This is a genomic window from Pseudomonas sp. UTLPPB19802, from assembly GCF_059730225.1.
Map to the genome: position 1 here is coordinate 3,254,563 of NZ_AP048545.1, position 23,162 is coordinate 3,277,724.

Sequence of the window (23,162 nt, forward strand, 5' to 3'; positions counted from 1 at the left end):
GGTTCTGGCCATCGTCAAATACGATCTATGCCTATTCATTTGTCCGGCGAGACTACCACGCGCAAACATAGGCGGTTATGACGTTTGAGAATAGGCTATGCGCCATGCACATACGCTTGACGCATTACCCAGGCCGCACCTGCGGACTCTATCGGGCAAGTGCGCCGACTTTCCTGGCGATCGCGTCCATCACTGCCTCTTGCGTTTTGGCGATGATCAAGCCTGGGGTCTGTTCATAATTCCGTCCGCCCCAATCGATGTTGGTATCGAACTGGACGCCATAGAACTTGTTGTCATAGTTGACGATATTGTAGCGGTACGTCTGCTCCACCTTTACCAGTATGGCGGGCGGCACTTGGGCTCCTGAAGCGCTTTCAGCGCTTTTCCGATGGATCGTCTGGCTGACCGCCTCCTGAGTATCGGCGATGATCAGGCCCGGGGTTTCTTCATAGTTCGGAGCACCCCACTCGATCGGGGTGCCGAACTGGATGCCATAGAACTTATTGGCGTAGCTGACGATATTGTATCGATATTCCAGTTCGGCTTTCACAAGCGTGGGGGAAGGTCCTTGTACGGGTACGGGAACTGGCGTGTTACCGGCTTTACCATGGATAGCTTCGCTGACGGCGTCCTGGGTCTTGGCGATGATCAGTCCTGGAGTCTGCTCATAATGACTCTTTCCCCACGTGATCGCCGTACCGAACGGAACGCCATAAAACTTATCGTCATAGCGGACGATATTGTACTGCTGCGCCGACTCGACCTTCACCAGGACGGCGGGAGGCGCTTGCCTCGAGGTATAGGCGGTCAGCCAGGCAATGTAGAGGCAGGCTGTAATCGTGGCGGCCCCGGTCCACGCCAATGGCTTGCGCAAGCCGGTAATCAACGTGGGAGATCGCGGCGTGACGATCTTGCGCTGCCGCCATTTATTGAATGGCGTCTCAATGGCGACACAGGCAAACCAGGCAACCAGGAGCGAAATTCCGATAATAATTGCCTGCGTCGAGTAGGTTCCGGCAGGCAGGCCGAATTCCCCCAGCATCATTCCGATAACCAGCCCATGAACGATGTAGACCGGATAGCTGAACTCGCCTAGCCAGCGATCAAGGCGATTGTCCTTCCAGAGCACGAAAACAAATGGCAGGCAGAGGGCAAAGGTGCAATAGAACAGCCATAGCGCCACCGTATCGTAGCCGGTCGTCCTGCTAACGAGGGGATAACCACCGGAAAACAGTATGTAGAGCGTTCCGCCGAGTACGACGAGGTTGACCGGTATGGCCGCGTTTCTCAGTGGTGGCCACACGATCAGGCGTCGGTAGACGTAGTAGCCCAGGCTCCCCATGAGGAAAAAGCACAGGACCGAGGGCAGAAAGTAGTATCCCCACCCATACGGGTCGAATGAGCCGCGCATCTCCCAGAAAACCCAGCGTACCAGCAAGCTGGCAATCAGCAGAATGATGATTCTGCGACGGCTGTGAACGATGAAGGGGGCCAGGAGGTAAAAGACAAACTCGATGGAGAGAGTCCAGGCCTGGCCAATGAGCATGACATTGTCTGCAAAATAGGACTTGTCGATGTGCGAGCTGATGAAGCTGGTGTAGCCATTGATGTCATTGTGAAGGAGAACGTAGGACGTAAGCTGGTGCCAGTCTTGTCCGAGAATGAACAGGTTCATTAAAACCAGGCTGAGCTGGCCAACGAAACCATGCCCCAGGTTGTCAGTGAAGACGCTGGGCGTGTCGGTGCAGGCATACCAGACGGTCATGAATATAAGCATGGCCAGGTACACCGGGAATATCCTGAATATCCGCGCCAAATAAAATTTTGAAATCCACGGGGTATCGGATTTCAGATACTTCTCATTGATGACCAGGGTCATGTAGAAGCCCGAGATCATGAAGAAAAACATTACGGCGATCGAAGCGTGCAGCCAGTGGAAAGGCGCTTTCGGGGTATGGTGTACGAGCACCGATAAAGCGAGAAACAACCGAAGCATTCCCATTTATGCCGAGATCCTTTGCTGCCAGCGTGATTTTTTTCGATCCGAAGAGGATGAGTAGTACGTTTTTAATCGGAAAGTATGTCAACGAGAAAAACGCGGAACAACAATTCGGCACACGAAATTTTCGCACCGGTGGTGGGGCTGCATGCAGACAAATGCTTCTGCGCAGATATTCGAGCTACTCAGGGTAGACCAGTGTGAGTGAAGTGGGTGTTTTCGTGAGGAGGGGTACCCTGCATGGGGGGGATTGCAGGGTACCGGTTGCAGCGCTGTCGCGGGCAAGCCCGCTCCGACAGAAGACGAGGGATCAGTGCTGCGGCACGCTCACCCGCGAGTACTGGTCCTGGCTGATCCAGCCCGTGAAGGTGCGATCCTTGGCGTTGGTGAACTCGACCTGGGCCGCGCCGTTCTTGTAGGCCAGCACGCCGACCACGTCACCCTTGACGATGTACGGGCCCTTGGTGGCTTTGGCGTCCGGGGTCTTTTGCAGCAGGGCCTTGTCGGCCGAGATCGTTACCAGGCCGATCCAGTTCTTGCTGGCGGTCTGGGTCAGGTCCAGGCCGGTGGCGATTTCCGGCATCAGCACGTTTATGCAGCCAGGGTGCTGCTGGCCTTGTTCGACTGTCAGGGTGACGCCATCGGCCGAGGCCTTCACGCTGCCAGGGTAGACGTCATCGAGCCAGGTCGACAGGGCTTCGGGCTTGCCCTGCAGGTAGAAGGCACAGCTGAAGCTGTTGCCTTCGCCGCGCTCTTCGGCATAGAACCCCTCGACCTGGTGGTCCGGCGTGACCGCCAGCATCAACTGTTCGTACTTGCCCGAATGCAGCCCCGCGGCGAAGGTTGGCGTCGCGGCACACAGCGAGATCGCCCCGGCAAGCAGCCAGCGGGAAACGGAAAGGTTGCGCGTCATGTCATTTTTTCCCTTCAAGTTTTTCATAGGCCTTTTTAATGCGCGAGTCATAGTCGCCATAATCCTTGCCGTTATAGTTGAACGCCATGCCGACATAGTCCTTGTTCTTCATCGCCTTCATGAGCGCCGGGCTCTTCAGGCAAAAGCCGACGAATGCCTTTAGTTGCGCGCCAGCATTGATTTTCATGTCGGCGGTGAAATCAAAGACGTTCTTGTAACCACAGGCGGCGAAGTTGAAACCCATGACTTGGAACATGCCCCAGGACGCCGACATCAACGCCGCTTCCTGGTCCAGGCCGAACGCCGTGGCCATGGTTTCCCAGGCCTTGGTCTGGTCCTTGTTGTTGACCTGCCATTGCGGGCCGGCCTTTTTCACATAGGGGTACGACAGCAGCGGGTGGGTCTTGTCGTATTTGCTCTTGGTGTACTTGCGGAACGTGTGCCCTTCGAAGGCGATCACCGGCAGCTTGGCCGGGCCGAAACCGGAGCGCCCGCCGGATTCAACCGTGGCGAAGGCCTTGATGATATTGACCGGAATGCCGTTGCCCAGTTGGGTCGCGGCGTTCTGGAAGTCGGTGTCGGTCAGGGTCATGCCGCCGTCGCACGTGGCCTGGAGTACCAGCTGGCGGTTGCGTCGCTCGGCTTCGATCATCGCGCGCATGCGGTCCAGGTAGTGGTTGACGGTGGCCTGGACCATGTCGCCGCCGTTGTTGCCGAACACATTGAGAAAGGTCGGCAGGCGCAAGGTCGGGTGCGGCTTGACCGGCACCTTGATCGCTTCCTCGATCAGGCTGTTGAAGGTCCGGCCGGTCGGGTCGACGACGCCGTCGGGGTGGGCATACTTGAGATGCCGGAATTGATACTGGCTGATGCACTGTACCAACTGGCCATCGCACTTGCCGTTTTCCTGCAGCGGGAAACCCAGCTTGGGAATGATCAGGTTGAACAAGTACTGGATGCATTGAACATCGGCGGGCAAGTTTCGCGCCTTGCCGGGAGCACCTACTGACGCACTGATAAGGCTAGGCAAACCCTGCAGATTTTTCATCATCGACATCCTTGTTATGGTGTAGAGAAAGATAGAAAGTGCTATCACTTTAATATCATTTCTATCGCTCTATCATACGTTGAAACATTTGGCTGGCGGAAACTAACAAGCAGCTTTTGGGTTGTCCAGAGGCTGTCTTGAAAGTTGTGAAATGCCCATCATCCCGTCAGCCGGAACAGAGCAAATGTCACGAATCTTCTCTACGCTCCGTGCTGGCGATCTATCGCTGCACAGGGCGGATGAGACAGCACATGCCTGCAATCGCGCCCGGCGGGTTGCAGTGATAGTAGGGCGCACGAGCAAGCCGCTGGCTGCTCGCGGGTAAGCCAGTCTCCCGGCTTGCCATCTTGTCTGCTTCAACCAACGACCCACAGGAGTCTTTATGAGCACGTTCGTGACACGCGATGGCACCGAGATCTATTACAAGGACTGGGGTACCGGCAAGCCGGTACTGTTCAGCCATGGCTGGCCGCTGGATGCGGACATGTGGGAATACCAGATGGAGTACCTGAGCAGCCGCGGCTACCGCACCATCGCCTTCGACCGGCGCGGTTTCGGGCGTTCGAGCCAGCCATGGGAAGGTTACGACTACGACACTTTCGCCGACGACCTGGCTCAACTGATCGAACACCTGGACCTCGAAGCCGTGACACTGGTGGGCTTCTCCATGGGTGGCGGTGATGTCAGCCGCTACATCGCCCGTCACGGCAGCCAGCGCGTTGCCGGGCTGGTCCTGCTGGGTGCGGTGACCCCGCTGTTTATCCAGACTGAAGATCACCCGCAGGGCGTGCCCCAGGCGGCGTTCGACGGCATCAAGGCCGGCCTGCTCAAGGATCGTGCGCAATTCATCGCCGATTTCGCTGCACCGTTCTATGGCACCAACCACGGCCAGGTGGTTTCCCAGGGCGTACTGACCCAGACCCTGAACATTGCCCTGCTGGCCTCGCTCAAGGGCACCGTGGACTGCGTGACCGCGTTTTCCGAAACCGACTTCCGCGCGGACATGGCCAAGATCGACGTCCCCACCCTGGTGATCCATGGCGACGACGATCAGATCGTGCCGTTCGAGGCCACCGGCAAGCTGGCTGCCGAGCTGATTCGTGGCGCGACCCTCAAGGTCTACGCTGGCGCTCCCCACGGTTTCGCGGTGACCCACGCGCAACAGCTGAACGAAGATCTGCTGGCGTTCCTGGCCGACTGATCCATCGTCTGGTGATCTTGTAGGAACTGGCTTGCTGGCGCGGACGATATTGCCTGTTCCAGGCGATGTAGCGAATCGCCAGTCAGTCGGCTCCTACAGATTCTTGGGGGTGTGTTTTCCCGGTACATGACTTAATCTCGACGGCGAAGCCCGGAGAGCGATTGAGGAAACCGGGATCTGACGGCAATGGAGGCCGTAGCGCATGTTCAAGGTCAGGCGAAAAATCGGGATTTTGCTGCTGGTCTACGTCGTGGGTGTCAGTGGCTATATCTATTATCTTCACGCCCAGGCTCAACGCATTCTGACCGACAGTATCAACAACAAGCTGTTGCATGCGGCACTCGGCGGGGCGGCGATTCTCGGCGACCGATACCACAACGCCCTGGTCGACAAGAACTCCAAGTCCGAGGCCGAGGACCTGGATGCCATCCGCAAGCTTTCCCGTTTCAACGAATCGATGGGCACTGCCTTCGTCTACACCGTGATCAAGCGGGGAGGCGAGGCCATCCTGGTCAGCTCCAGCGCTTCGGCGAAGGAGGTCCAGGAAAAGAACTTCGTGCGCTTCTTCGACCCCTATCCCGACGCCAGCCAGACCCTGCTCGACAGCTTCGACCAGACGGGGCCGAGCTGGATCGACTACACCGACCACTGGGGTGATTTTCGCGCGGTCTTCATACCCATGACGTCCCAGGACGGCACGCCCTTTGTCGCCGGGGCGGAAATCACCCTGGCCGACTACTACCACGAGCTGAACCAGGATTCCCTGCACCACATCGTGTTGGCCATCCTGGTGTTCCTGTCGTTCAGCCTGCTGTTCGTCATCGACTCGGTGCGCATGCGCACCCACCTGCGCCAGTTGCAGACCAACGAACAGGTCCTGAAGCAGGCCAAGATCGCCGCCGAAGAAGCCGACCGGATGAAAAGCCAGTTCCTGGCAACCATGAGCCATGAGATCCGCACGCCCATGTACGGCGTCATCGGTGCGACCGACCTGCTGTCGGCCACGCCCCTGAGCCTGCAGCAGAGAGACCTGCTGAACACCATCCACACCAGCGGCAAGACCTTGCTGGCACTGATCGATGACATTCTCGACCTGGCCAAGATCGAGTCGGGCAAGCTCGATCTCAGGCCGCGGGTATTCGAGCTGCGCAGCCTGGTGGCATCCAGTGTCGAAATGGTCCGGCAGAACATCCAGGACAAGCCGATCACGCTTGAGGTCGCGGTCTTCCCGGACGTCCCGGCCCTGGTCAAGACCGACGCCGATCGGCTTCGCCAGATACTGATCAACCTGCTGGGCAACGCGATCAAGTTCACCGAGACGGGTGAGGTTTCGCTGACCGTCTCGCTCAGTGACGATGCCTCCGGGGCCCGTCTCAATTTCTCCATCCGCGACACCGGCGTCGGTATTCCCTCGGAGCGCCATGGCAGCCTGTTCAAGCCGTTCACCCAGTTCGAGGGAGCGAACAATCAACGTTTCACCGGCACCGGCCTGGGGTTGTCGATCTGCAAGAACCTGATCGAGGCCCAGGGCGGCATCCTGTCCTTCAGCAGCCTGTTCGGCGTGGGGTCGACCTTCAGCTTCTCGCTGCCGATCGAGCCTTTTTCGGAGCTGGAAATTCCCACGGCCGGTGACTATCCGTCGGTGGAGTTCGACGCGTCGTTTGCCGAGCATTACCCGCTGGATATCCTGCTGGTGGAGAATCATGAGCTGAACCAGAAGGTCGCCATGGCGATGTTGCAGACCCTGGGTTACCAGCCGGGCTTGGCCTGCGATGGCCTGGAGGCGCTGGAACGATGCCGGCAGGCGCTGCCGGACGTGGTCCTGATGGACATCAATATGCCGGGCATGGATGGCCTGGAGGCGATTCGCCGCATCCGCGAACTGCCGTTGGGCGATGGGTGCTACATCGTCGCGTTCACCGCGAGCGCCTTCTCGAACGAGATCGAGCGTTTCCGGGTGGCCGGTGCCAACGACATCCTGACCAAGCCGGCCAGTTTCCAGGGTTTTGCCGAAGTGCTGCGTCGCTCGGCGGACTACCGGAAGCCGTTCAAGGCCGGTGCTCCGGTAGTCGAGGGCCTCTGAGCCGGGGCGGGATCAGGGGGCGAAGGCCATCACCGAGGCCGGTGAGCCGGAGCCGTCCTTGAGCTTGAGTATGCCGATGACCAGTGTGGCGCCCTTGGCGGGCAACTGGTCGAGGTTGGTCAGGCATTCCAGGATGATGCCGTTCTTCGCCAAAACCAGGCTGTTGGTGGCATACACCGTGTCCTGGCCCGGATCGGCGCCATGGGTGTCGGTGCCGACGCCGGCGATATGCCGTTCGTTGACCAGGAACGCCGCCGTGTCGCTGCCCAGCCCCGGGAAGTGCAGGCCGCCCTTGTCATCCTCGTTGAAGAACCGCTTGGGATCGTTCCAGTAGTTCTGCCAGCCGGTATAGAGCAGTACCAGGGCGTCTTTCTCGATGCGCCCATGCCGCTGCTCCCAGTTCTTGATGTCCTGGATACTGATCACATAGTCGGGATTGGCCTGGGCCTGGGAGCGCACGTCGATCACCACTGCCGGGCGCACCAGTGACTCGGGTTTGTAGGTATCGATCCCGACGCCGTCAGGGTGGAAGCCGTTGGGCGCGTTCATGTGGGTCGCGCTGTGTTCGCCCATGCTGAAGTTGCGCAGGTAGTAGCCGTCCTTTTCCTGGCTGGCCACCACATCGAACTTGACGGGAGGGTCGTGTGGCCAGAGCGGTATCGAGGGGGCGACGACGTGGCTGAGGTCGACGATCTTGCGAAACTGGATACTCTGCATTCCCTTTGCTTCCTTTTCCCCGGCCAAACCCTGGGCCGCTCCGGTTGCCAGCCATGCCGCCAGCAAACCGAAAGACACCCGCCTGAGTCGCGCCTTGTGTTGTGTTGAAAGTTCCATGACCTTGTGCTCCTTGGGTATCCAGGGTCTTGGGCCCCGGCTCCAGGGGAGTCTATCCATTCTGCCTGCCAGTATGCCAAGGGGATTTGGCCGGGAATTGGGCCGGCGTGTGCAATTCTCCTTGGCGGGTGCGGTGCTTTTCCCAGGCGCTATTGGGTAACGGCCTGCTCATGCTGTCGGCGATACGCTCCCGGCTGCACCCCGACCGCCTTGGCAAACGCCCGGGTGAACGCGGCGATCGACTGATAGCCCACCGCTGCACAGACCTGCTCCACGGTCTGGTTGCTCTTGAGCAGTTGGCAGGCATGCCGGATGCGCAACGCCAGCAGCACCTGGCCCGGCGACTGGCCGGCCAGTTCGTTGAAGCGCTTGAAGAATGCCGAGCGCGACATCCCGGTGCAGGCCGCCATGCTCTCCAGCGACCAGCTTTCCCCAGGGCGTTCGATCAGTTGTTCCAGCAGCGGCGCAAAGCCCGGATGTCGGGCCAGCGCCACCAGGCCGCCGAGTTCCTGGCTGTCGCTCACTTGCTGGCGCAACACATACAGGAACAGCAGGTGGCTCAGGCGCTCCAGCAGGGCCGAGGAGGGTGCCGGCTGGCGCTGGCATTCCTCCAGGATCAGTTCGAACAGCGCCCGTGCCGCGCTCGACGACGGATCGCCCGCGCGCAGCACGATCCAGTCCGGCAGCCCGTCGATGATCAGTGACGACAGCCCCGAGCGGAAATGAAAGAAGCCGCAGACCAGGCCGACGCCGTCCTGGGCTTGGTCGTCGAGTGCGTTCATGGCCAGGCGTGGAAGATGTTGGGCCTGGGGGCCGTCCTCGGCGCTGGACAGCCGATAGTCCAGGTCCCGCAGCAGGAACACCGCGTCCCCGGCATCCAGGCGCACGCCGCCTTGCGCTCCATCAATATGCAGCCAGCAGTGACCCTGCACGATGAGATGGAAGCTGGCCCGTGCCAGGCCATGGGTGCTGGCGTGCCAGCCCCCGCAGTAGCGGCCCACGTGAAACAGGCGGGTGTCTAACTCGAGGCTTTCTAATAACCAATCAACCAGTGGGCTGGACGAAATCATCTAATGGAAACACTCAGGAGCAAGTAATCGCTACTTTTGAATATGGATCGAAATTCTTATAACCAACAGACTTGTCGCACACCCAATACAGCAGGAGTCCACTCCATGTCGCGCGTCACCCTACACACGCTGCAAAGCGCCCCTGAAGCGGCCAGGCCTTTTCTGGAAAACGCGCAGAAGAACTCCGGGTTCATCCCGAACCTTTTGGGCGTGCTCGCCAATGCCCCGGCGGCACTGGAAACCTACGTTACGGTATCGGGCCTCAATGGCAAAGCCGAACTGAGCCTGGCCGAGCGCGAAGTGGTGCAGTTGATCGCCGCCACCACCCACGGCTGCGACTTCTGTGTCGCCGGTCACACCGCGGTGGCGCTGAACAAGGCCAGGCTGCCGGACGAAGTGGTCGACGCCCTGCGTGGCCAGAGTGAATTGCCAGAGGCAAAACTCGAAGTACTGGCTACCTTTACCCGTGAAGTCATTGCCACCCGTGGCAATGTCAGCGACCAGACCTTCAATGCCTTCAAGGATGCCGGATACACGGAAGGCAACGCCCTGGAAGTGATTCTCGGCGTCAGCCTGGCCACTCTGTGCAACTTCGCCAACGTGTTCGCCCGCACGCCGCTCAATCCGGAGCTGGCCAAATACAGCTGGCAATCGGCGGTTCAATGATTCAACGGCGCCGGCAGTGGTCCGGCGCCGTGCTCAAGGAGAACATCACATGCTTGATCCGGCATTGAGCCAATGGCTGGACGAACACGCCCAGGCCCTGGACCTGGGGCAGTGCGACCCACAGGGCGTGCTGTCGCAACTGGCGACGGCCGGGGTGCTGCGGGTCGGCGTCGACGAGGCAGCGGGCGGCAGCGGTGGCAATGTCACCGACGCCGTCGAGACGCTGGCCCGTGTCGCCAGCCATTCCCTGGCGGCGGCCTTTGTGTTCTGGGGCCAGCGCGCCTTTATCGAATACCTGCTGCACAGCCCCAACGCCGCCCTGCGTGAGCGCCTGCTGCCGACGCTGCTCAGCGGCGAGTTGGCTGGGGCGACCGGGCTGTCGAACGCCATGAAGTTCCTCTCGGGCATCGAGTCGCTGCAAGTGCGTGCCCGTGCCCAGACCGAGGGCTGGCAGCTCGACGGCCGGCTGCACTGGGTGACCAACCTGCGCAAGAGCGGTTTCGTCGTCGCCGCAGCGATCGAGCGCGAGGAGGGTGGAGGGCCTTTCGTCCTGGCGATTCCGGATAATGTCGCCGGTTTGCAGCGTTCCGATGACCTGCAACTGATGGGCCTGCAATCGAGCAACACCGCCGCCATCGATCTGCGTCAGGTCAATGTCAACAGCGACTGGCTGCTGCACGAGGACGCCAAGCGTTTCCTGCCGGCAGTCCGGCCGGCGTTTCTCGGCCTGCAATGCGGCATGTCGATCGGCCTGAGCCGCCGAGCGCTTAGTGAAGTCGAACAGCATCTGCAGGACGGCCGTTCGATTCTGCGCGAACCCCTGCTGGAGCAACGCCACGTGTTGGAACAGGCGGTGGAGGCGTTGAAGAGCGGTCTGCTCGACGGCCGTTTCCTCGCGCATCCCGCCGAACTGTTCAAGATCCGCATCACCCTCGCCGAAGCGGCGGCCCAGGCGGTGCAACTGGAGTTGCAGGCCAGTGGCGGCAAGGCCTACCTGAGCGAGTTCGGCAGTGGCTTCGCCCGCCGTTGGCGCGAGTCGGCGTTCGTGCCGATCGTCACGCCGAGCCTGGTGCAACTACGTGCCGAATTGCAGCGCCAGGCGCGGGAAGCGGCGGCATGAGCGCGGCGCTGCTGGAGGCCCGGCAGATCAGTCTCGGCTACCCGCGCGAGCAGGGTTGGCAGGCGGTGCTGGAAAACTTCGACCTGCAACTGAAACCGGGTGAGGTGGTGTCGATCCTCGGCCCGAGCGGCGTCGGCAAGTCGAGCCTGCTACGCGTCCTGGCCGGCTTGCAGGCGCCTCATCAGGGCCAGGTGAGCCTGTACGGCGAAGCCCTGGAGGGGCCGCATCCGCGGGTCGCGGTGGCCTTCCAGGACCCGAGCCTGCTGCCCTGGCTGAGCCTGGAGAAGAATGTCGCCTTCGGCCTGGATTTCGCCCGGCAACCGCGACTGAGTGCCGAGCAGCGCCAGGCCCGGATCAATGACGCCATTGGCGAGGTCGGGTTGCAGCACGCCCGCGAACACTACCCGGCGCAGTTGTCCGGTGGCATGGCCCAGCGTACGGCCCTGGCCCGTTGCCTGGCTCGCCAGCCGCAAGTGCTGTTGCTGGACGAACCGTTCGGCGCGCTCGACGAAATCACTCGCGCCGACATGCAGCAACTGCTGTTGCGGGTGATTGCCGAGCATCGCACCGCCGCGGTGCTCATCACCCATGACATCGATGAAGCCCTGCTGCTCTCCGATCGTATCCTGCTACTGGGTAACAGCCCGGCGCGCACGCTCGGTGAATGGACGATCGACCTGCCGCAGCCGCGTGCCGAACTGGTCGACGAACTGGGTGCCCTGCGCATCGAAATTCTCAAAACCCTTCGGCGGGCAAGCCGCAATCCCCTCAACTCAACGCAGCCCGAACCGTCGGAGATGGATCATGTGCCTGGACGACTTCACCCACACTCGTCGTGACTTCCTCAAACTCAGCGCCCTGCTGACAGCTGGAGGCGCCTTGCCGCTGCTCAACAGCCTGCAGGCCCGTGCGGCGGCGGAGCCGGATGCGCCGGTACGCATCGGCTACCTGCCGATCACCGATGCCACGCCGTTGCTGGTGGCGCATAACAACGGCCTGTTCGAGGCCGAGGGCATCAAGGCCGAACGGCCGGTGCTGCTGCGCAGTTGGGCGCAGGTGATCGAGGCGTTCATTTCCGGCCAGGTCAACGTCATTCACCTGCTGTCGCCGATGACCGTCTGGGCCCGCTATGGCAGCAAGGTCCCGGCCAAGGTGGTGGCCTGGAACCATGTCGGCGGCTCGGGCCTGACCGTCGCGCCGGACATCAACGAGATCAAGCAGTTGGGCGGGCAGACAGTAGCGATCCCGTTCTGGTACTCGATCCACAACGTGGTGGTGCAGCAACTGTTCCGCGACCACGGCCTGGAGCCGGTGAGCAGGCCGGCCAACAGCGCGCTGGCGGCCAACGAGGTCAACCTGGTGGTGCTGCCGCCGTCGGACATGCCACCGGCCCTGGCCAGCAGGCGTATCGCCGGCTACATCGTCGCCGAGCCGTTCAATGCCCTGGCCGAGGAACTCAAGGTCGGCCGGGTCCAGCGCTTCACGGGTGACATCTGGCGCAACCACGCCTGCTGCGTGGTGTTCATGCACGAGCAGGACCTGAACAACCGTCCCGAGTGGTCGCAGAAAGTGGTCAACGCCATCGTCAAGGCACAGCTGTGGACACGGGACAACCGCGCCGAGGCGGCCAAGCTGCTGTCCAAGGACGGCAGCAACCGCTACACCCCGCACACGCCGCAGGTGCTTGGCCGGGTCCTGACGCCGACCACTGCCGACCGCGACGCCTACCTTGCCAGCGGCGCGATCCGCCATGGCAACTGGGACGAGCAGCGCATTGACTTCCAGCCCTATCCGTTCCCCAGTTACACCGAGGAACTGGTGCGGCGCCTGAAGGGCACCCTGATCGAGGGCGACAAGGGCTTTCTCGCCAACCTCGACCCGGCGCAGACCGCCCGTGACCTGGTGGACGACCGCTTCGTGCGCAACAGCATCGCGGCGGTGGGTGGGCTCAAGGCGTTCGGCCTGCCGGACAATTTCGAGCGCAGCGAGGAGTTCAGCATCTGATGGGCAAGCCGTTGTGGAATTGGGCGCTGGGTATCGCCGGGCTGCTGGGCCTGCTGTTGGCCTGGTGGCTCGGGGTGCAGCTGTTCGGTAGCGCCGATGGGTTGTCGGCGCGCTTCTCGCCGCAGGCGACCCTGACCAGCCTGGTCGAACTGCTCGGTCGCGCCGAGCTCTACGAGCATATCCTGGTCAGCCTCAAGCGGATCCTGGTCGGCCTCTTGCTGGCCTTGCTGATTGGCGTGCCCCTGGGGCTGCTGATCGGCAGCTACCGCCAACTGGAGGCGGCGACCACGCCCGCCTTCCAGTTCCTGCGGATGATCTCGCCGCTGTCGTGGATGCCGGTGGTGGTGATGCTGATGGGGGTGGGCGACCAGCCGATCTACTTCCTGCTGGCCTTCGCCGCCGTCTGGCCGATCATGCTCAACACCGCGGCCGGCGTGCGTCAGCTCGACCCACGCTGGTTGCAGTTGAGCCGCAGCCTCAGCGCCACCCGCTGGGAAACCCTGCGCAAGGTCATCCTGCCGGGTGTGCTCGGCCATGTGCTGACCGGCGTGCGATTGTCCATCGGCATTCTCTGGATCGTGCTGGTGCCGTGTGAAATGCTCGGGGTCAGCGCCGGCCTGGGTTACTTCATTCTCGACACCCGTGACCGCCTGGCCTATTCGGAGCTGATGGCGATGGTGCTGCTGATCGGCGTGCTCGGGTTTGCCCTGGATGCCCTGGCGCGTGGCCTGCATCGGCGCTGGGCCCATGCCTGAGTCTGCCCGAATGAGCGAAGCTCGTTGGCGGTTCGGCACACAGGCCTGAGCCGCCGACCGCGGGTGCCGAAAGGCCGGGCCTGGGCAGGCCGCAGAATTCATGTGGAATTTACATTTTCGTAATATTTTGAAATATATACTCGCGCCCACGCAGCGATACCCACGGCCGTCCGGCCCGTGGGCTCCCTCCGATGTTTTCCCTGTTGGTTCTGCAAAATGTGCTGTGCTTAGACGGCCTGGATCTGGCGCGATCGTGCCCGTGCGCGCCGGACAGTGCTGATCCGTAGTCTCGTCTCCCGTGTGGAGCGCTGTTGGACGCATCGACCATGAACAAGGTTTTTCGCCACTACATCCCGGCCAGTACCCGGCGCCTGCTGCCCAACCGCTGGGACCTGATGGCCATGCCGCTGGTCGTCGGTTTCCTGCTGTTGCTGTCGATCGGTGCACGGGAAACCTGGGCACCGATTTCCACCCTGCAAAGCCAGGCGATATCCCTCGACCCAGGCAACCTGCCCGAGTATGCGATTCGTACCACCTTGCGCATGCTCGCCGCCATGGTCGCGGCGCTGGTGTTCACCTTTCTCTACGGCACCCTGGCGGCGAAGAGCCGGCGTGCGGAAAAACTGCTGGTGCCGGTGCTCGACATCCTCCAGTCGGTGCCAGTGCTGGGCTACATCTCGTTCACCGTGACCTTCTTCCTGCTGCTGTTTCCGGGGCGGGTGCTGGGCGCCGAGTGCGCGGCGATCTTCGCGATCTTCACCAGCCAGGCCTGGAACATGACCTTCAGCTTCTACCAGTCGCTGCGCATGCTGCCCCGTGACCTGGTGGAAGTGTCCAGCAGCCTGCAACTGTCGGGGTGGCAGAAGTTCTGGAAGCTCGACGTGCCGTTCGCCATTCCCGGCCTGGTGTGGAACATGATGATGAGCATGTCCGGCGGTTGGTTCTTCGTGGTTGCCTCGGAAGCCATCACCGTTGGCGACAAGACCATCACCTTGCCTGGCATCGGCTCCTACCTTGCGCTGGCGATCGACCAGCGCGACCTGTCGGCCGTCGGCTATGTGATCCTGGCCATGATCGTGGTGATCCTGATCTACGACCAGTTCCTGTTCCGGCCGCTGGTGGCCTGGGCGGACAAGTTTCGCATGGAGGACACGTCGGCCCAGGGCGGTACCCCCGAATCCTGGGTGTTGCGCCTGATCCAGCGCACTCGGGTGATCCAGCGCCTGATCCGGCCGGTGGTCCGGGCCGTCACCCGTCTCGGCCATCTGCGCCTGAGCCTGAACCTGGCGCCGTCTCGCCGCGTGGCGGGGCAGGGCGGCCAGGCTGCCTCGAAGGTGGTCGACTGGGTCTGGGGGGCCTTTATCGGCGCGCTGACGTTTTATGCGCTTTACCACATCGTGCAGTACGTCGGCACCGAGGTGACCCTCGGTGAGGTCGGGCATGTGCTGTGGCTGGGGGTGATCACCCTACTGCGGGTGGCGCTGCTGATCGGCGTCGCTTCGTTGATCTGGGTGCCGTTGGGCGTGCTGATCGGTCTGCGTCCGCGCCTGGCGGAGAAGGTCCAGCCGCTGGCGCAGTTTCTCGCGGCGTTTCCGGCCAACCTGCTGTTTCCGGTGTTCGTCATTGTCATCCTGAAGTTCCAGCTGAACCCGGACATCTGGCTCAGCCCACTGATCGTACTGGGCACCCAGTGGTACATCCTGTTCAACGTGATCGCTGGTGCCAGTGCGTTCCCCAACGACTTTCGCGAAGCCGCGGCGAACTTCCACATCCGTGGCTGGCAGTGGTGGCGCAAGGTTATGCTGCCGGGGATTTTCCCGTACTACGTGACCGGTGCGATCACCGCGTCCGGCGGTGCGTGGAACGCCAGCATCGTTTCCGAGTTCGTTTCCTGGGGCCAGGACAAGGTGGTTGCCCACGGTCTGGGCGCCTACATCGCGCAGATGACCGCGGCCGGCGACTTCCCCAAGATCACCCTGGGCGTGGTGGTGATGTCATTGTTCGTCGTGCTGTTCAACCGGCTGGTCTGGCGCCCGATGTACGCCATCGCCGAAAACAAACTTCGTATGAATTAACCCGAGTCGGTCCCATGAACAGCCATACCGAATACACCCATTCCGCCCGCGAAATCTACTCGTTGACCAAGGTGACCAAAGGCTTTGGCAAGGGCAAGGACGAACGCCAGGTGCTCAGCGAAGTCGACCTCAACCTGCACGAAGGCGAGATCGTCGGCCTGCTGGGGCGTTCCGGCTCGGGCAAGTCGACCCTGCTGCGGGTCATCGCCGGGCTGGTCCAGCCGACCTCCGGCGAAGTGCTCTATCACGGTGAACCGCTGACCGGCCCGGCGAAGGGCGTGGCCATGGTGTTCCAGACGTTCGCCCTGTTTCCCTGGCTGACCGTGCTGGAGAACGTCGAGGCCGGCCTGCAGGCATTGCAGGTCGAACCCAGGGAAGCGCGCAAGCGTGCCCTGGCGGCGATCGACCTGATCGGCCTGGACGGGTTCGAGAACGCCTATCCACGCGAACTCTCCGGCGGCATGCGCCAGCGGGTGGGATTTGCCCGCGGGTTGGTGGTCAACCCGACCTTGCTGCTGATGGACGAGCCGTTCTCCGCCCTCGATGTGCTCACCGCGGAAAACCTGCGGACCGACTTGCTGGAACTGTGGAGTGGCGGGCAACTGCCGATCAAGTCGATCCTGATCGTCACCCACAACATCGAGGAGGCGGTGCTGATGTGCGACCGCATCATGGTCCTGTCCTCGAACCCCGGCCGGGTGGTGGCGCAGATCAAGGTGCCGTTCGCCCATCCGCGCAATCGCCTGGACCCGATCTTCCGCAAGATGGTCGACGACATCTATGCGCTGATGACCGACCGGCGCAGCGCCGACGCTCACAGCGGCAAGCCCGAACTGCAACTGGGCAGCCGCCTGCCGGAAGTGCCGACCAACCTGATGGCCGGTCTCATCGAGGCGCTGGCGGCCGAGCCCTATCATGGGCGCGCCGGCTTGCCGAATGTGGCGGAGCGTCTGTTGCTGGAGGTCGACGACCTGTTCCCGGTGGCCGAGATGCTTGAGCACCTGGGTTTCGCCGAGTTGCGCGGCGCCGATATTTCCCTGACCGACGCGGGCAAGCTGTTCGCCGAATACGGCACCCAGGAGCGCAAGGTGATGTTCGCCGAGCACCTGCTGCGCCAGGTGCCGCTTGCGGCGCGCATTCGCCAGGTCCTGCAGGAGCGTCGCGGGCATTGGGCGCCACGGGTGCGTTTCGAGCAGGAACTGGAAGACTCCCTCAGCGAGGACTTCGTCGAGCAGACCCTGGAAAGCGTGATCAGTTGGGGCCGCTACGCCGAAATCTTCTCCTACAACGATGCGACCGAAACCTTCAGCCTCGAGGACGTGGAAGGCGAGAGCTGAGGCGCCGAATCCGTTGACCGGCGCTGTTCTTGTGGCGGGCGCTCAGAAAACCAGCGTGGCCGGTGCTTCGCTGGTGCGCTTGAAGCGGTAGCCCAGGGCGCTGATCCCCAGCACCTGGCGGCTGACCGTATCGCCCAGGCCAAGACTGTTGCCGGCAACGATCGCATGGGTGTTGTCGATTGGCGTGAGAATGAACTCTGTCAGTGGCTCGTTTTCGATCCGTCCGCGAATCAGCAGGAAGCCGTTCTCGACGCGAATGCTGACGCCACTGAGGGCCGTCTCCGGCTCGTCGGAGTTGATCACTTGGTAGTCGCCCACGGTATTCAGCCAGCCCTTGGGCAGGGGCACCGGTTCGATCCGTTCGCCCAGGGGCATCATCTGTCCATGGTTGCGGCCGATGAGGATCGGCCGGTCTTGCACCGTGACCAGTTCCAGTTGCAGGCGGCCCAGTTCGCCGAGGTCGACCGGCCAGAGCCCGAGGTGTTTTTTCTCGGCCCGCAGCCAACCCTGTTCATCGCGGCGCAACTCGAAGCGCTCACCGCCCAGCTCGGCGTACAACCGCTGGTGTTCGTCGCGAATGCGCAGTACGCCGGAATAGGTGGCATAGAAGCCCGCCAGGCGTTGTCGCTCGCTGGCGCTGGGCACTTCGCGGGTATCGTCGGCAATCGCCGGTTCCTCTTCGCATTCCTCGGTGCAGGCCATTTCCCCGGCGCTGGCCTGGAGCATCATGCGCAGCGAGCGGGTGGTCAGCGAGGCGACCAGGTCGGCGCTGCTGCTGGAATTGGCCATGATGATCACCGCGAGTTTCTGGTCCGGCAGCAGGCTGACCTGGGAGACGAAATCATCACCGGCGCCGCTGTGCTGGAAGGTCCGCACGCCTGGGCTGATCGCTTCGTCGCCGCAGGGCGAGAGGAACCAGCCCAGGCCCATCGCGCAGTCGAAATCCAGCGCATTGCCACGATTCTGTGGGCGGAACATTTCCCGTACCGAGTCTGCCGCCATGACGCGCCGACCCTTGTAGGTGCCTTCGGCGAACAGCATCTGCACGTAATGGCTCAGGTCTCGCGGGCTGGTCCACAGGCCGTTGGCCGACAGGTCGCGGACCGCGCTGTCGGGCTGGGGGGAGCCGTCCCGGTAGCCGCGGGCCCGGAACGGTTGCAGCTTGTCGTCGCCGATGAAGCTCGACTGGGTCATTTCCAGCGGCTGCAGCAGGCGCTTCTGCAACTGGTTCTCGAAGGTTTCGCCACTGCTGCGCTCGATGGCGGCGCCGACCAGCGCATAGCCCAGGTTGGAATACGCCACCTGCTGCCCTGGCGGATTGCTCAGCCACAGGCCGCCGACCCGTTGCGGCAACTGGTCGAGGGGCGACGGTGTGCGCTGGTCGCGCGGGTATTCGCCGGGCAGGCCGGATTGATGGCTGAGCAGGCGGCGCAAGGTGATGGCCAGATCCGCGTCCTGTTGGTGCTCATGGAAACGCGAGCGCACGTGAAATTCCGGGAGCGTGTCCTGCAAGGGCGCATCCAGTTTCAGCCGTTGTTGCTCGACCAATTGCAGCGCGGCACTGGCGGTCAGCAGCTTGGATAGGGCGCCGGCCCGGAACGCGGTGTGATTGCTGACCCGCACGCCGCCGCCCTTGTCGGCGTAGCCGAACCCGCGGGCCCAGATCACTTCCTGGTCGGCGACCAGGGCAATCGACAGGCCGGGAACCTTCTGCTCGTCCATTTCCTGGGGAATCAGTTCCTTGAGGTAGCGGATGATGCCGCTGTAGTCGCCTTTTTCCAGGGTCGGTGGCGGCACCGGCGGCTGGCCGTTGCATCCCACGCTACCCAGCAAGGCGCCGATCAGGGGAAACAGACGAAGCAAGCGGAACATGGAACACCCGGCGGGATCGAAAATGGACGCCCTATCCTAGGTTCGAAGAGCTTGCAGGTCTGTGAGCGGATTGTCGAAAAAATGTCAAAGAGTGTTAAACCGTGCCTGGCTCGCGGCGAGGCGGGGGGCAGGCATGCGAACCTTTGATCTAGGGCATTCCCTGAGATGTTCATCGGCGATAGGCTGGTGGATTATTCGACGTGGTTCTCAATAATGCCTCGACGATCAGCGTTTTATGTCAGTTTCATGGCATCATGCCACTAATGTTTTCCCTGATGCCCAACATGATGAGCGCCGGTCTGTGTCAGTGATTCCCCTACTTGTGTGTGATGACTCCACCGTGGCGCGCAAGCAGGTATTGCGGGCACTGCCGGCGAACTGGCCGGTCTCGGTCACCGAGGCCGGCAATGGGCGCCAGGGGTTGGAGGCGATCCGCAAGGGGTTGGGGCAGGTGGTGCTGCTCGACCTGACCATGCCGGAGATGGATGGCTACCAGGTCCTGGCGGCCATGCGGGCCGAGGGGCTCAAGGCTCAGGTCATCGTGATTTCCGGTGACGTGCAGGAAGAGGCGGTGCGCCGGGTTCGTTCACTGGGCGCGCTGGCCTTCCTGAAAAAGCCCTTCGACCAGGACGAACTGCACCGCACCCTGGCCGACCTGGGCCTGCTCGATGCACCGGGCGAAGCGCCGCAGCGCCTGGCGCTGGACGCCGACGTCAGCTTCCGCGATGCGTTTCGCGAGACAGTCAACGTCGCCATCGGCCGGGCGGCGGCGCTGATCGCCAAGGTACTCGGGGTGTTCGTGCAATTGCCGGTGCCCAACGTCAACATCCTCGAAGTCGGCGAACTGCACATGGCCCTGGCGGACGCTGGCACCTGCCAGCAGCTCACTGCCATCTGCCAGGGCTTCATCGGGGGTGGTATCGCCGGCGAAGCCCTGCTGATGTTCCATGATTCGGAAATCGCCGACATGGCCCAGTTGATGAAGCGCGAGGGGCCGGAATACTCGGACCTGGAAATGCTCCTGGACCTGTCCAGCGTGCTGATCGGCGCCTGCCTGAGCAGCATCGCCGAACAGATCGACGTGGTGTTCTCCCAGGGCCACCCGCAGATCCTCGGGCAGCACGCGGCCATCGAGGACCTGATCCGCGTGAACAGCCAGCGCTGGAAAAAGACCCTGGCGGTGGAGATCAGCTACAGCCTGGAAGGGCACCACATCCACTTCGACCTGCTGTTGCTGCTGACCGAGGACTCGATCGAGCGCCTGACCCATAAACTCGCCTACCTGATGACCTGACATGAGCGATCACCTTGATCTGAACGAGTTTCACTGGTTGCTGGCGATCGTCCAGAGCATCGATGTCGGCGTGGTGGTACTCGATCGCGACTACTGCGTGCAGGTCTGGAACACCTTCATGGAGAACCGTTCCGGGGTGCAGCCCAAGGATGCCTACAACCACTCCTTCTTCGAGCTGTTTCCCGAAGTGGACCGCGAGTGGTTCAGCCGCAAGGTCGAGAGTGTCGCCACCCTTGGTACGCCGGCCTTCACCATCTGGGAACAGCGGCCCTATCTGGTGCGGTTCAAGAACTACCAGCCGATCACCGGCCAGGAAGACTTCATGTACCAGAACACCACGCTGCTGGCGCTGCGCTCGACCGACAGTGCGATCCATCACATCTGCCTGGTGATCTACGACGTGACCGACGTGGCCACCAACCGCCACCAGTTGCAGGCGGTCAATGCGCAGTTGCAGACGCTTTCCAGTACCGACCGGCTGACCGGGCTGTACAACCGCGGGCATTGGGAAGAGAGCCTGAAGGTCGCCTATGCGCGTCACCAGCGCCATGGCAATCCGACCAGCCTGGTGATGTTCGACATCGACCATTTCAAGCGGGTCAACGACACCTACGGTCACCAGGCCGGCGACAGGGTGATCGAGCGGGTGGCTGAGGTTGTACGCGAACACGTGCGCGACAGCGACGTGGCGGGGCGTTACGGCGGCGAAGAGTTCGGCGTGGTGCTCTCGGACACCGATAAGGCCAGTGCCCGGTTCTTCGCCGAGCGCCTGCGCAAGGCGATTGAGGCACAGGAGGTGGTGCACGAGGGCGTGACCATCCGTTTCACCATCAGCCTCGGCGTGGCCGACCTCAGCCGGCCTTCGGTCACCCACGCCGACCTGATCGCCTGGGCCGACCAGGCGCTGTACCAGTCCAAGAAGGCTGGGCGTAATTGTGTGACGGTGTATGAGTAGGGGGATTCCCAGTGCCTTCAGCGCTCGGCCCTGGCGATTGAAGGCCAGGGCTGTCTGATTAAGCCCGGTCGAGTGCGTCGCGCACCTGCATGAGTGCGAAGCCCAGCAGGTTCAGACCCTGCCAGGTGTTGGGATCGTTCACCCGTGGATCGTCCTGGGCCAGGCCGATGCCCCAGATGTTGTCGACCGGACTGGCCTCGACGAGGATGCGTGAGCCGGTTCCCCGGAGAAAAGTCTCCAGTTCCGGGTTCTGGGTGAACTTGGCCTGGTTGGCGCGCACGACGATCCCGTAGCGATGCTGCAACCATGTCGCGTTGTCGAAGCCGCGCACCTGGCGGCCCAGGGCCTTGGCGGCGCCGGGTGTCGGGGCCAGCAGCACCTGGGCACGAATGTCCTGGTCGTCGAACAGCGCGGCCTTCTCGGCCATCATGAAATGTTCGGCGGTCGGATAGCGTTGCCCGTCGACGGTGAATTCGGCTTCGTACCACTGGCTGAAGCAACTGGCGGTGATGGTGTCCTTGCTGCGCTGGTGGCCCCAGAAAAACACGTATTTCATGGGCTCGCCGGCGTTGAAGCGCGAGCGCAGCGCTTCCAGGTGATTTGAATCGGACAAGAGGGCCTCCTTGGCGGCAGAGTCTTGAAAGCCGAAGATTACCACGATGCCGTCAACTCGATGGCTGGGGCCGTGTGGGGGCCGGGTCAACTCGGATAGGGTTTGCTATGGTTGGCGTTTAGTTTGCGAGCCTGAGACTTCGATGCCAGCCATTCGCCCTGCACGCCCTGACGATATCCCTGCCCTGGCCGAGATTGAGCGCTCTGCCGCGTCCATTTTTCGCGAGGTTGGGCTGGCCTGGGTGGCCGAGGGCGAGCCGTTACCGGCGGACTACCTGGAGCAGCTGTGTCGCCACCATAGCCTTTGGGTGGCAACGGATGCCGGTGATCATCCGGTGGGTTTCCTGGCGGCGGAAACCCTGGACCGCTCGTTCTTCATCGTCGAGCTGTCGGTGCATGCCGGGCATCAGCAACTGGGACTGGGTGCTGGCCTGATAGCGGCGGCCATCGCCCATGCGCGGGCCGAGTCGTTCGCGACCGTGAGCCTGACCACCTACCGCCATTTGCGTTGGAACGCGCCGTTTTATGCCCGCCTGGGTTTTGTCGAGGTCGATGCGGCGAGCCTGGGGGAGGCGCATGTGGCGCAGTTGCAGCATGAGCTGGAGGCGGGACATGAGGCAGGGGTGCGGTGTGCGATGGTGCTGCGGCTGAAAGGGTAGAGGCCGGTGTTCGATCCGGCGTGGGAAGTCTGCAACGGAAGTTTACCGCTGTAGAACTGACTGACCTGAAACAACGACTATTGCTGATTGATGAAGGAAGTAGGGACATGGTCCGTCAACCAGACACCGTTGTCGGCCTGGAAGAACTTGAAACCCTGCTGATGCATTTTCAGCGCATCAATGTGTAGTACCACAGGCTTTCCATAGCGCTGTCCGACCGCGACGGCGGTGTTCACTTCCTGCGAGAGGTGCACATGATGGCGAGAGCCCGGGATCAGGCCTTTCTGTTGAATCGAATCGAGGAAGCGGGTAGCTGTTCCGTGGTACAGAACGGCGGGAGGTTCTTTCTCGATATGCTGGATGCTGACCGTTTCGGTGGAGTGGCCCTGCACGGCGCGAATGCGGCGGGCGTCATCGGAAAGGGCAAAGCGTTTCTTGTCGTTGCTGCTGACAACGGCCTGGATCAGTTCGTGGTCCAGGGTGCGGCCTGACTTGGCTGCGCCGGCGATCAGGGCGTCGATGTCTGCCCAGCCTTCGGTGTCCAGTTGAAGGCCAATGGAGTGGGGCTCATGTCGTAGAACGTAGCTGAGGAATTTGCTGGTTTCGGTGAGTTTCTTACTGTTCATGGTTTCCGTTTTGGTGTTGTTTTGAGTGAAACATGTTTC

General features: G+C 62.1%; 20 protein-coding genes. 12 read left to right on the plus strand and 8 right to left on the minus strand.

Annotated elements, in window-relative coordinates; genetic code table 11:
• Positions 1–148 precede the first annotated feature (148 nt).
• The 3 genes from AC6I6U_RS14645 to AC6I6U_RS14655 all read right to left on the minus strand — a co-directional run bounded on the left by AC6I6U_RS14645 (position 149) and on the right by AC6I6U_RS14655 (position 3,960).
• Positions 149–2,002: an acyltransferase family protein gene (locus AC6I6U_RS14645; RefSeq protein ID WP_497882618.1), complete on the minus strand. Its 1,854-nt coding sequence runs from the start codon at positions 2,000–2,002 to the stop codon at positions 149–151.
• Positions 2,003–2,309: 307 nt separating this feature from the next.
• Positions 2,310–2,912: a hypothetical protein gene (locus AC6I6U_RS14650; protein WP_497882619.1), complete on the minus strand. Its 603-nt coding sequence runs from the start codon at positions 2,910–2,912 to the stop codon at positions 2,310–2,312.
• Position 2,913: 1 nt separating this feature from the next.
• Complete coding sequence (locus AC6I6U_RS14655) at positions 2,914–3,960, minus strand: N-acetylmuramidase family protein (protein ID WP_497882620.1); 1,047 nt, start codon at positions 3,958–3,960, stop codon at positions 2,914–2,916.
• 382 nt (positions 3,961–4,342) lie between these two features.
• On the opposite strand from AC6I6U_RS14655, the gene AC6I6U_RS14660 reads away from it, so the two are divergent.
• Together AC6I6U_RS14660 and AC6I6U_RS14665 are read left to right on the plus strand one after the other, a co-directional pair.
• Positions 4,343–5,161, plus strand: a complete 819-nt coding sequence (locus AC6I6U_RS14660; RefSeq protein ID WP_497882621.1) for an alpha/beta fold hydrolase — start codon at positions 4,343–4,345, stop codon at positions 5,159–5,161.
• A 202-nt stretch (positions 5,162–5,363) separates the two neighbouring features.
• Positions 5,364–7,244 (plus strand): ATP-binding protein, encoded by a 1,881-nt coding sequence (locus AC6I6U_RS14665; protein ID WP_497882622.1) that lies wholly within the window; start codon positions 5,364–5,366, stop codon positions 7,242–7,244.
• A gap of 12 nt (positions 7,245–7,256) precedes the next feature.
• Here the strand turns inward: AC6I6U_RS14665 and AC6I6U_RS14670 are convergent, their stop codons facing one another.
• Together AC6I6U_RS14670 and AC6I6U_RS14675 are read right to left on the minus strand one after the other, a co-directional pair.
• Positions 7,257–8,078 carry a cyclase family protein gene (locus tag AC6I6U_RS14670; protein ID WP_497882623.1) on the minus strand — a complete coding sequence of 274 codons (822 nt, stop codon included), beginning with the start codon at positions 8,076–8,078 and terminating at the stop codon, positions 7,257–7,259.
• 149 nt (positions 8,079–8,227) lie between these two features.
• Entirely contained in the window at positions 8,228–9,148 is a 921-nt protein-coding gene (locus AC6I6U_RS14675; protein ID WP_497882624.1) for a cupin domain-containing protein, read from the minus strand.
• Positions 9,149–9,253: 105 nt separating this feature from the next.
• Here AC6I6U_RS14675 and AC6I6U_RS14680 point away from each other — a divergent pair, with 105 nt between their 5' ends.
• From AC6I6U_RS14680 to AC6I6U_RS14710, 7 genes are all read left to right on the plus strand, one after another.
• Positions 9,254–9,814: a carboxymuconolactone decarboxylase family protein gene (locus AC6I6U_RS14680; protein WP_497882625.1), complete on the plus strand. Its 561-nt coding sequence runs from the start codon at positions 9,254–9,256 to the stop codon at positions 9,812–9,814.
• 49 nt (positions 9,815–9,863) lie between these two features.
• On the plus strand, positions 9,864–10,934 hold the full coding sequence (locus AC6I6U_RS14685; protein WP_497882626.1) for an acyl-CoA dehydrogenase family protein: 1,071 nt from the start codon (positions 9,864–9,866) through the stop codon (positions 10,932–10,934).
• Positions 10,931–11,773, plus strand: coding sequence for an ABC transporter ATP-binding protein (locus tag AC6I6U_RS14690; RefSeq protein WP_497882627.1), 843 nt, complete (start codon positions 10,931–10,933; stop codon positions 11,771–11,773). The genes AC6I6U_RS14685 and AC6I6U_RS14690 overlap by 4 nt, the downstream gene beginning before the upstream one ends.
• Entirely contained in the window at positions 11,739–12,938 is a 1,200-nt protein-coding gene (locus AC6I6U_RS14695; protein ID WP_497882628.1) for an ABC transporter substrate-binding protein, read from the plus strand. The genes AC6I6U_RS14690 and AC6I6U_RS14695 overlap by 35 nt, the downstream gene beginning before the upstream one ends.
• Positions 12,938–13,693: an ABC transporter permease gene (locus tag AC6I6U_RS14700; protein WP_497882629.1), complete on the plus strand. Its 756-nt coding sequence runs from the start codon at positions 12,938–12,940 to the stop codon at positions 13,691–13,693. Before AC6I6U_RS14695 ends, AC6I6U_RS14700 begins: the two co-directional genes overlap by 1 nt.
• A gap of 326 nt (positions 13,694–14,019) precedes the next feature.
• Positions 14,020–15,768: an ABC transporter permease gene (locus tag AC6I6U_RS14705; protein WP_497882630.1), complete on the plus strand. Its 1,749-nt coding sequence runs from the start codon at positions 14,020–14,022 to the stop codon at positions 15,766–15,768.
• Positions 15,769–15,782: 14 nt separating this feature from the next.
• A complete protein-coding gene (locus AC6I6U_RS14710; protein WP_497882631.1) occupies positions 15,783–17,105 on the plus strand; it encodes an ABC transporter ATP-binding protein in 1,323 nt (440 codons plus the stop codon).
• 42 nt (positions 17,106–17,147) lie between these two features.
• On the opposite strand, the gene AC6I6U_RS14715 is transcribed toward AC6I6U_RS14710, so the two are convergent.
• Positions 17,148–18,977: a serine hydrolase domain-containing protein gene (locus AC6I6U_RS14715; protein ID WP_497882632.1), complete on the minus strand. Its 1,830-nt coding sequence runs from the start codon at positions 18,975–18,977 to the stop codon at positions 17,148–17,150.
• 301 nt (positions 18,978–19,278) lie between these two features.
• Between AC6I6U_RS14715 and AC6I6U_RS14720 the strand changes: the two genes are divergently transcribed.
• Both AC6I6U_RS14720 and AC6I6U_RS14725 read left to right on the plus strand, forming a co-directional pair.
• Positions 19,279–20,271, plus strand: a complete 993-nt coding sequence (locus AC6I6U_RS14720) for a response regulator (RefSeq protein WP_497882633.1) — start codon at positions 19,279–19,281, stop codon at positions 20,269–20,271.
• A 1-nt stretch (position 20,272) separates the two neighbouring features.
• Entirely contained in the window at positions 20,273–21,226 is a 954-nt protein-coding gene (locus AC6I6U_RS14725; protein WP_497882634.1) for a sensor domain-containing diguanylate cyclase, read from the plus strand.
• Between the two features lie 58 nt (positions 21,227–21,284).
• On the opposite strand, the gene ybiA is transcribed toward AC6I6U_RS14725, so the two are convergent.
• Positions 21,285–21,839 carry a riboflavin biosynthesis intermediates N-glycosidase gene (gene ybiA / locus AC6I6U_RS14730; RefSeq protein ID WP_497882635.1) on the minus strand — a complete coding sequence of 185 codons (555 nt, stop codon included), beginning with the start codon at positions 21,837–21,839 and terminating at the stop codon, positions 21,285–21,287.
• Between the two features lie 142 nt (positions 21,840–21,981).
• On the opposite strand from ybiA, the gene AC6I6U_RS14735 reads away from it, so the two are divergent.
• On the plus strand, positions 21,982–22,497 hold the full coding sequence (locus AC6I6U_RS14735; RefSeq protein WP_497882636.1) for a GNAT family N-acetyltransferase: 516 nt from the start codon (positions 21,982–21,984) through the stop codon (positions 22,495–22,497).
• A gap of 77 nt (positions 22,498–22,574) precedes the next feature.
• Here the strand turns inward: AC6I6U_RS14735 and AC6I6U_RS14740 are convergent, their stop codons facing one another.
• A complete protein-coding gene (locus tag AC6I6U_RS14740) occupies positions 22,575–23,123 on the minus strand; it encodes an RNA 2'-phosphotransferase (protein ID WP_497882637.1) in 549 nt (182 codons plus the stop codon).
• Positions 23,124–23,162: the final 39 nt, after the last annotated feature.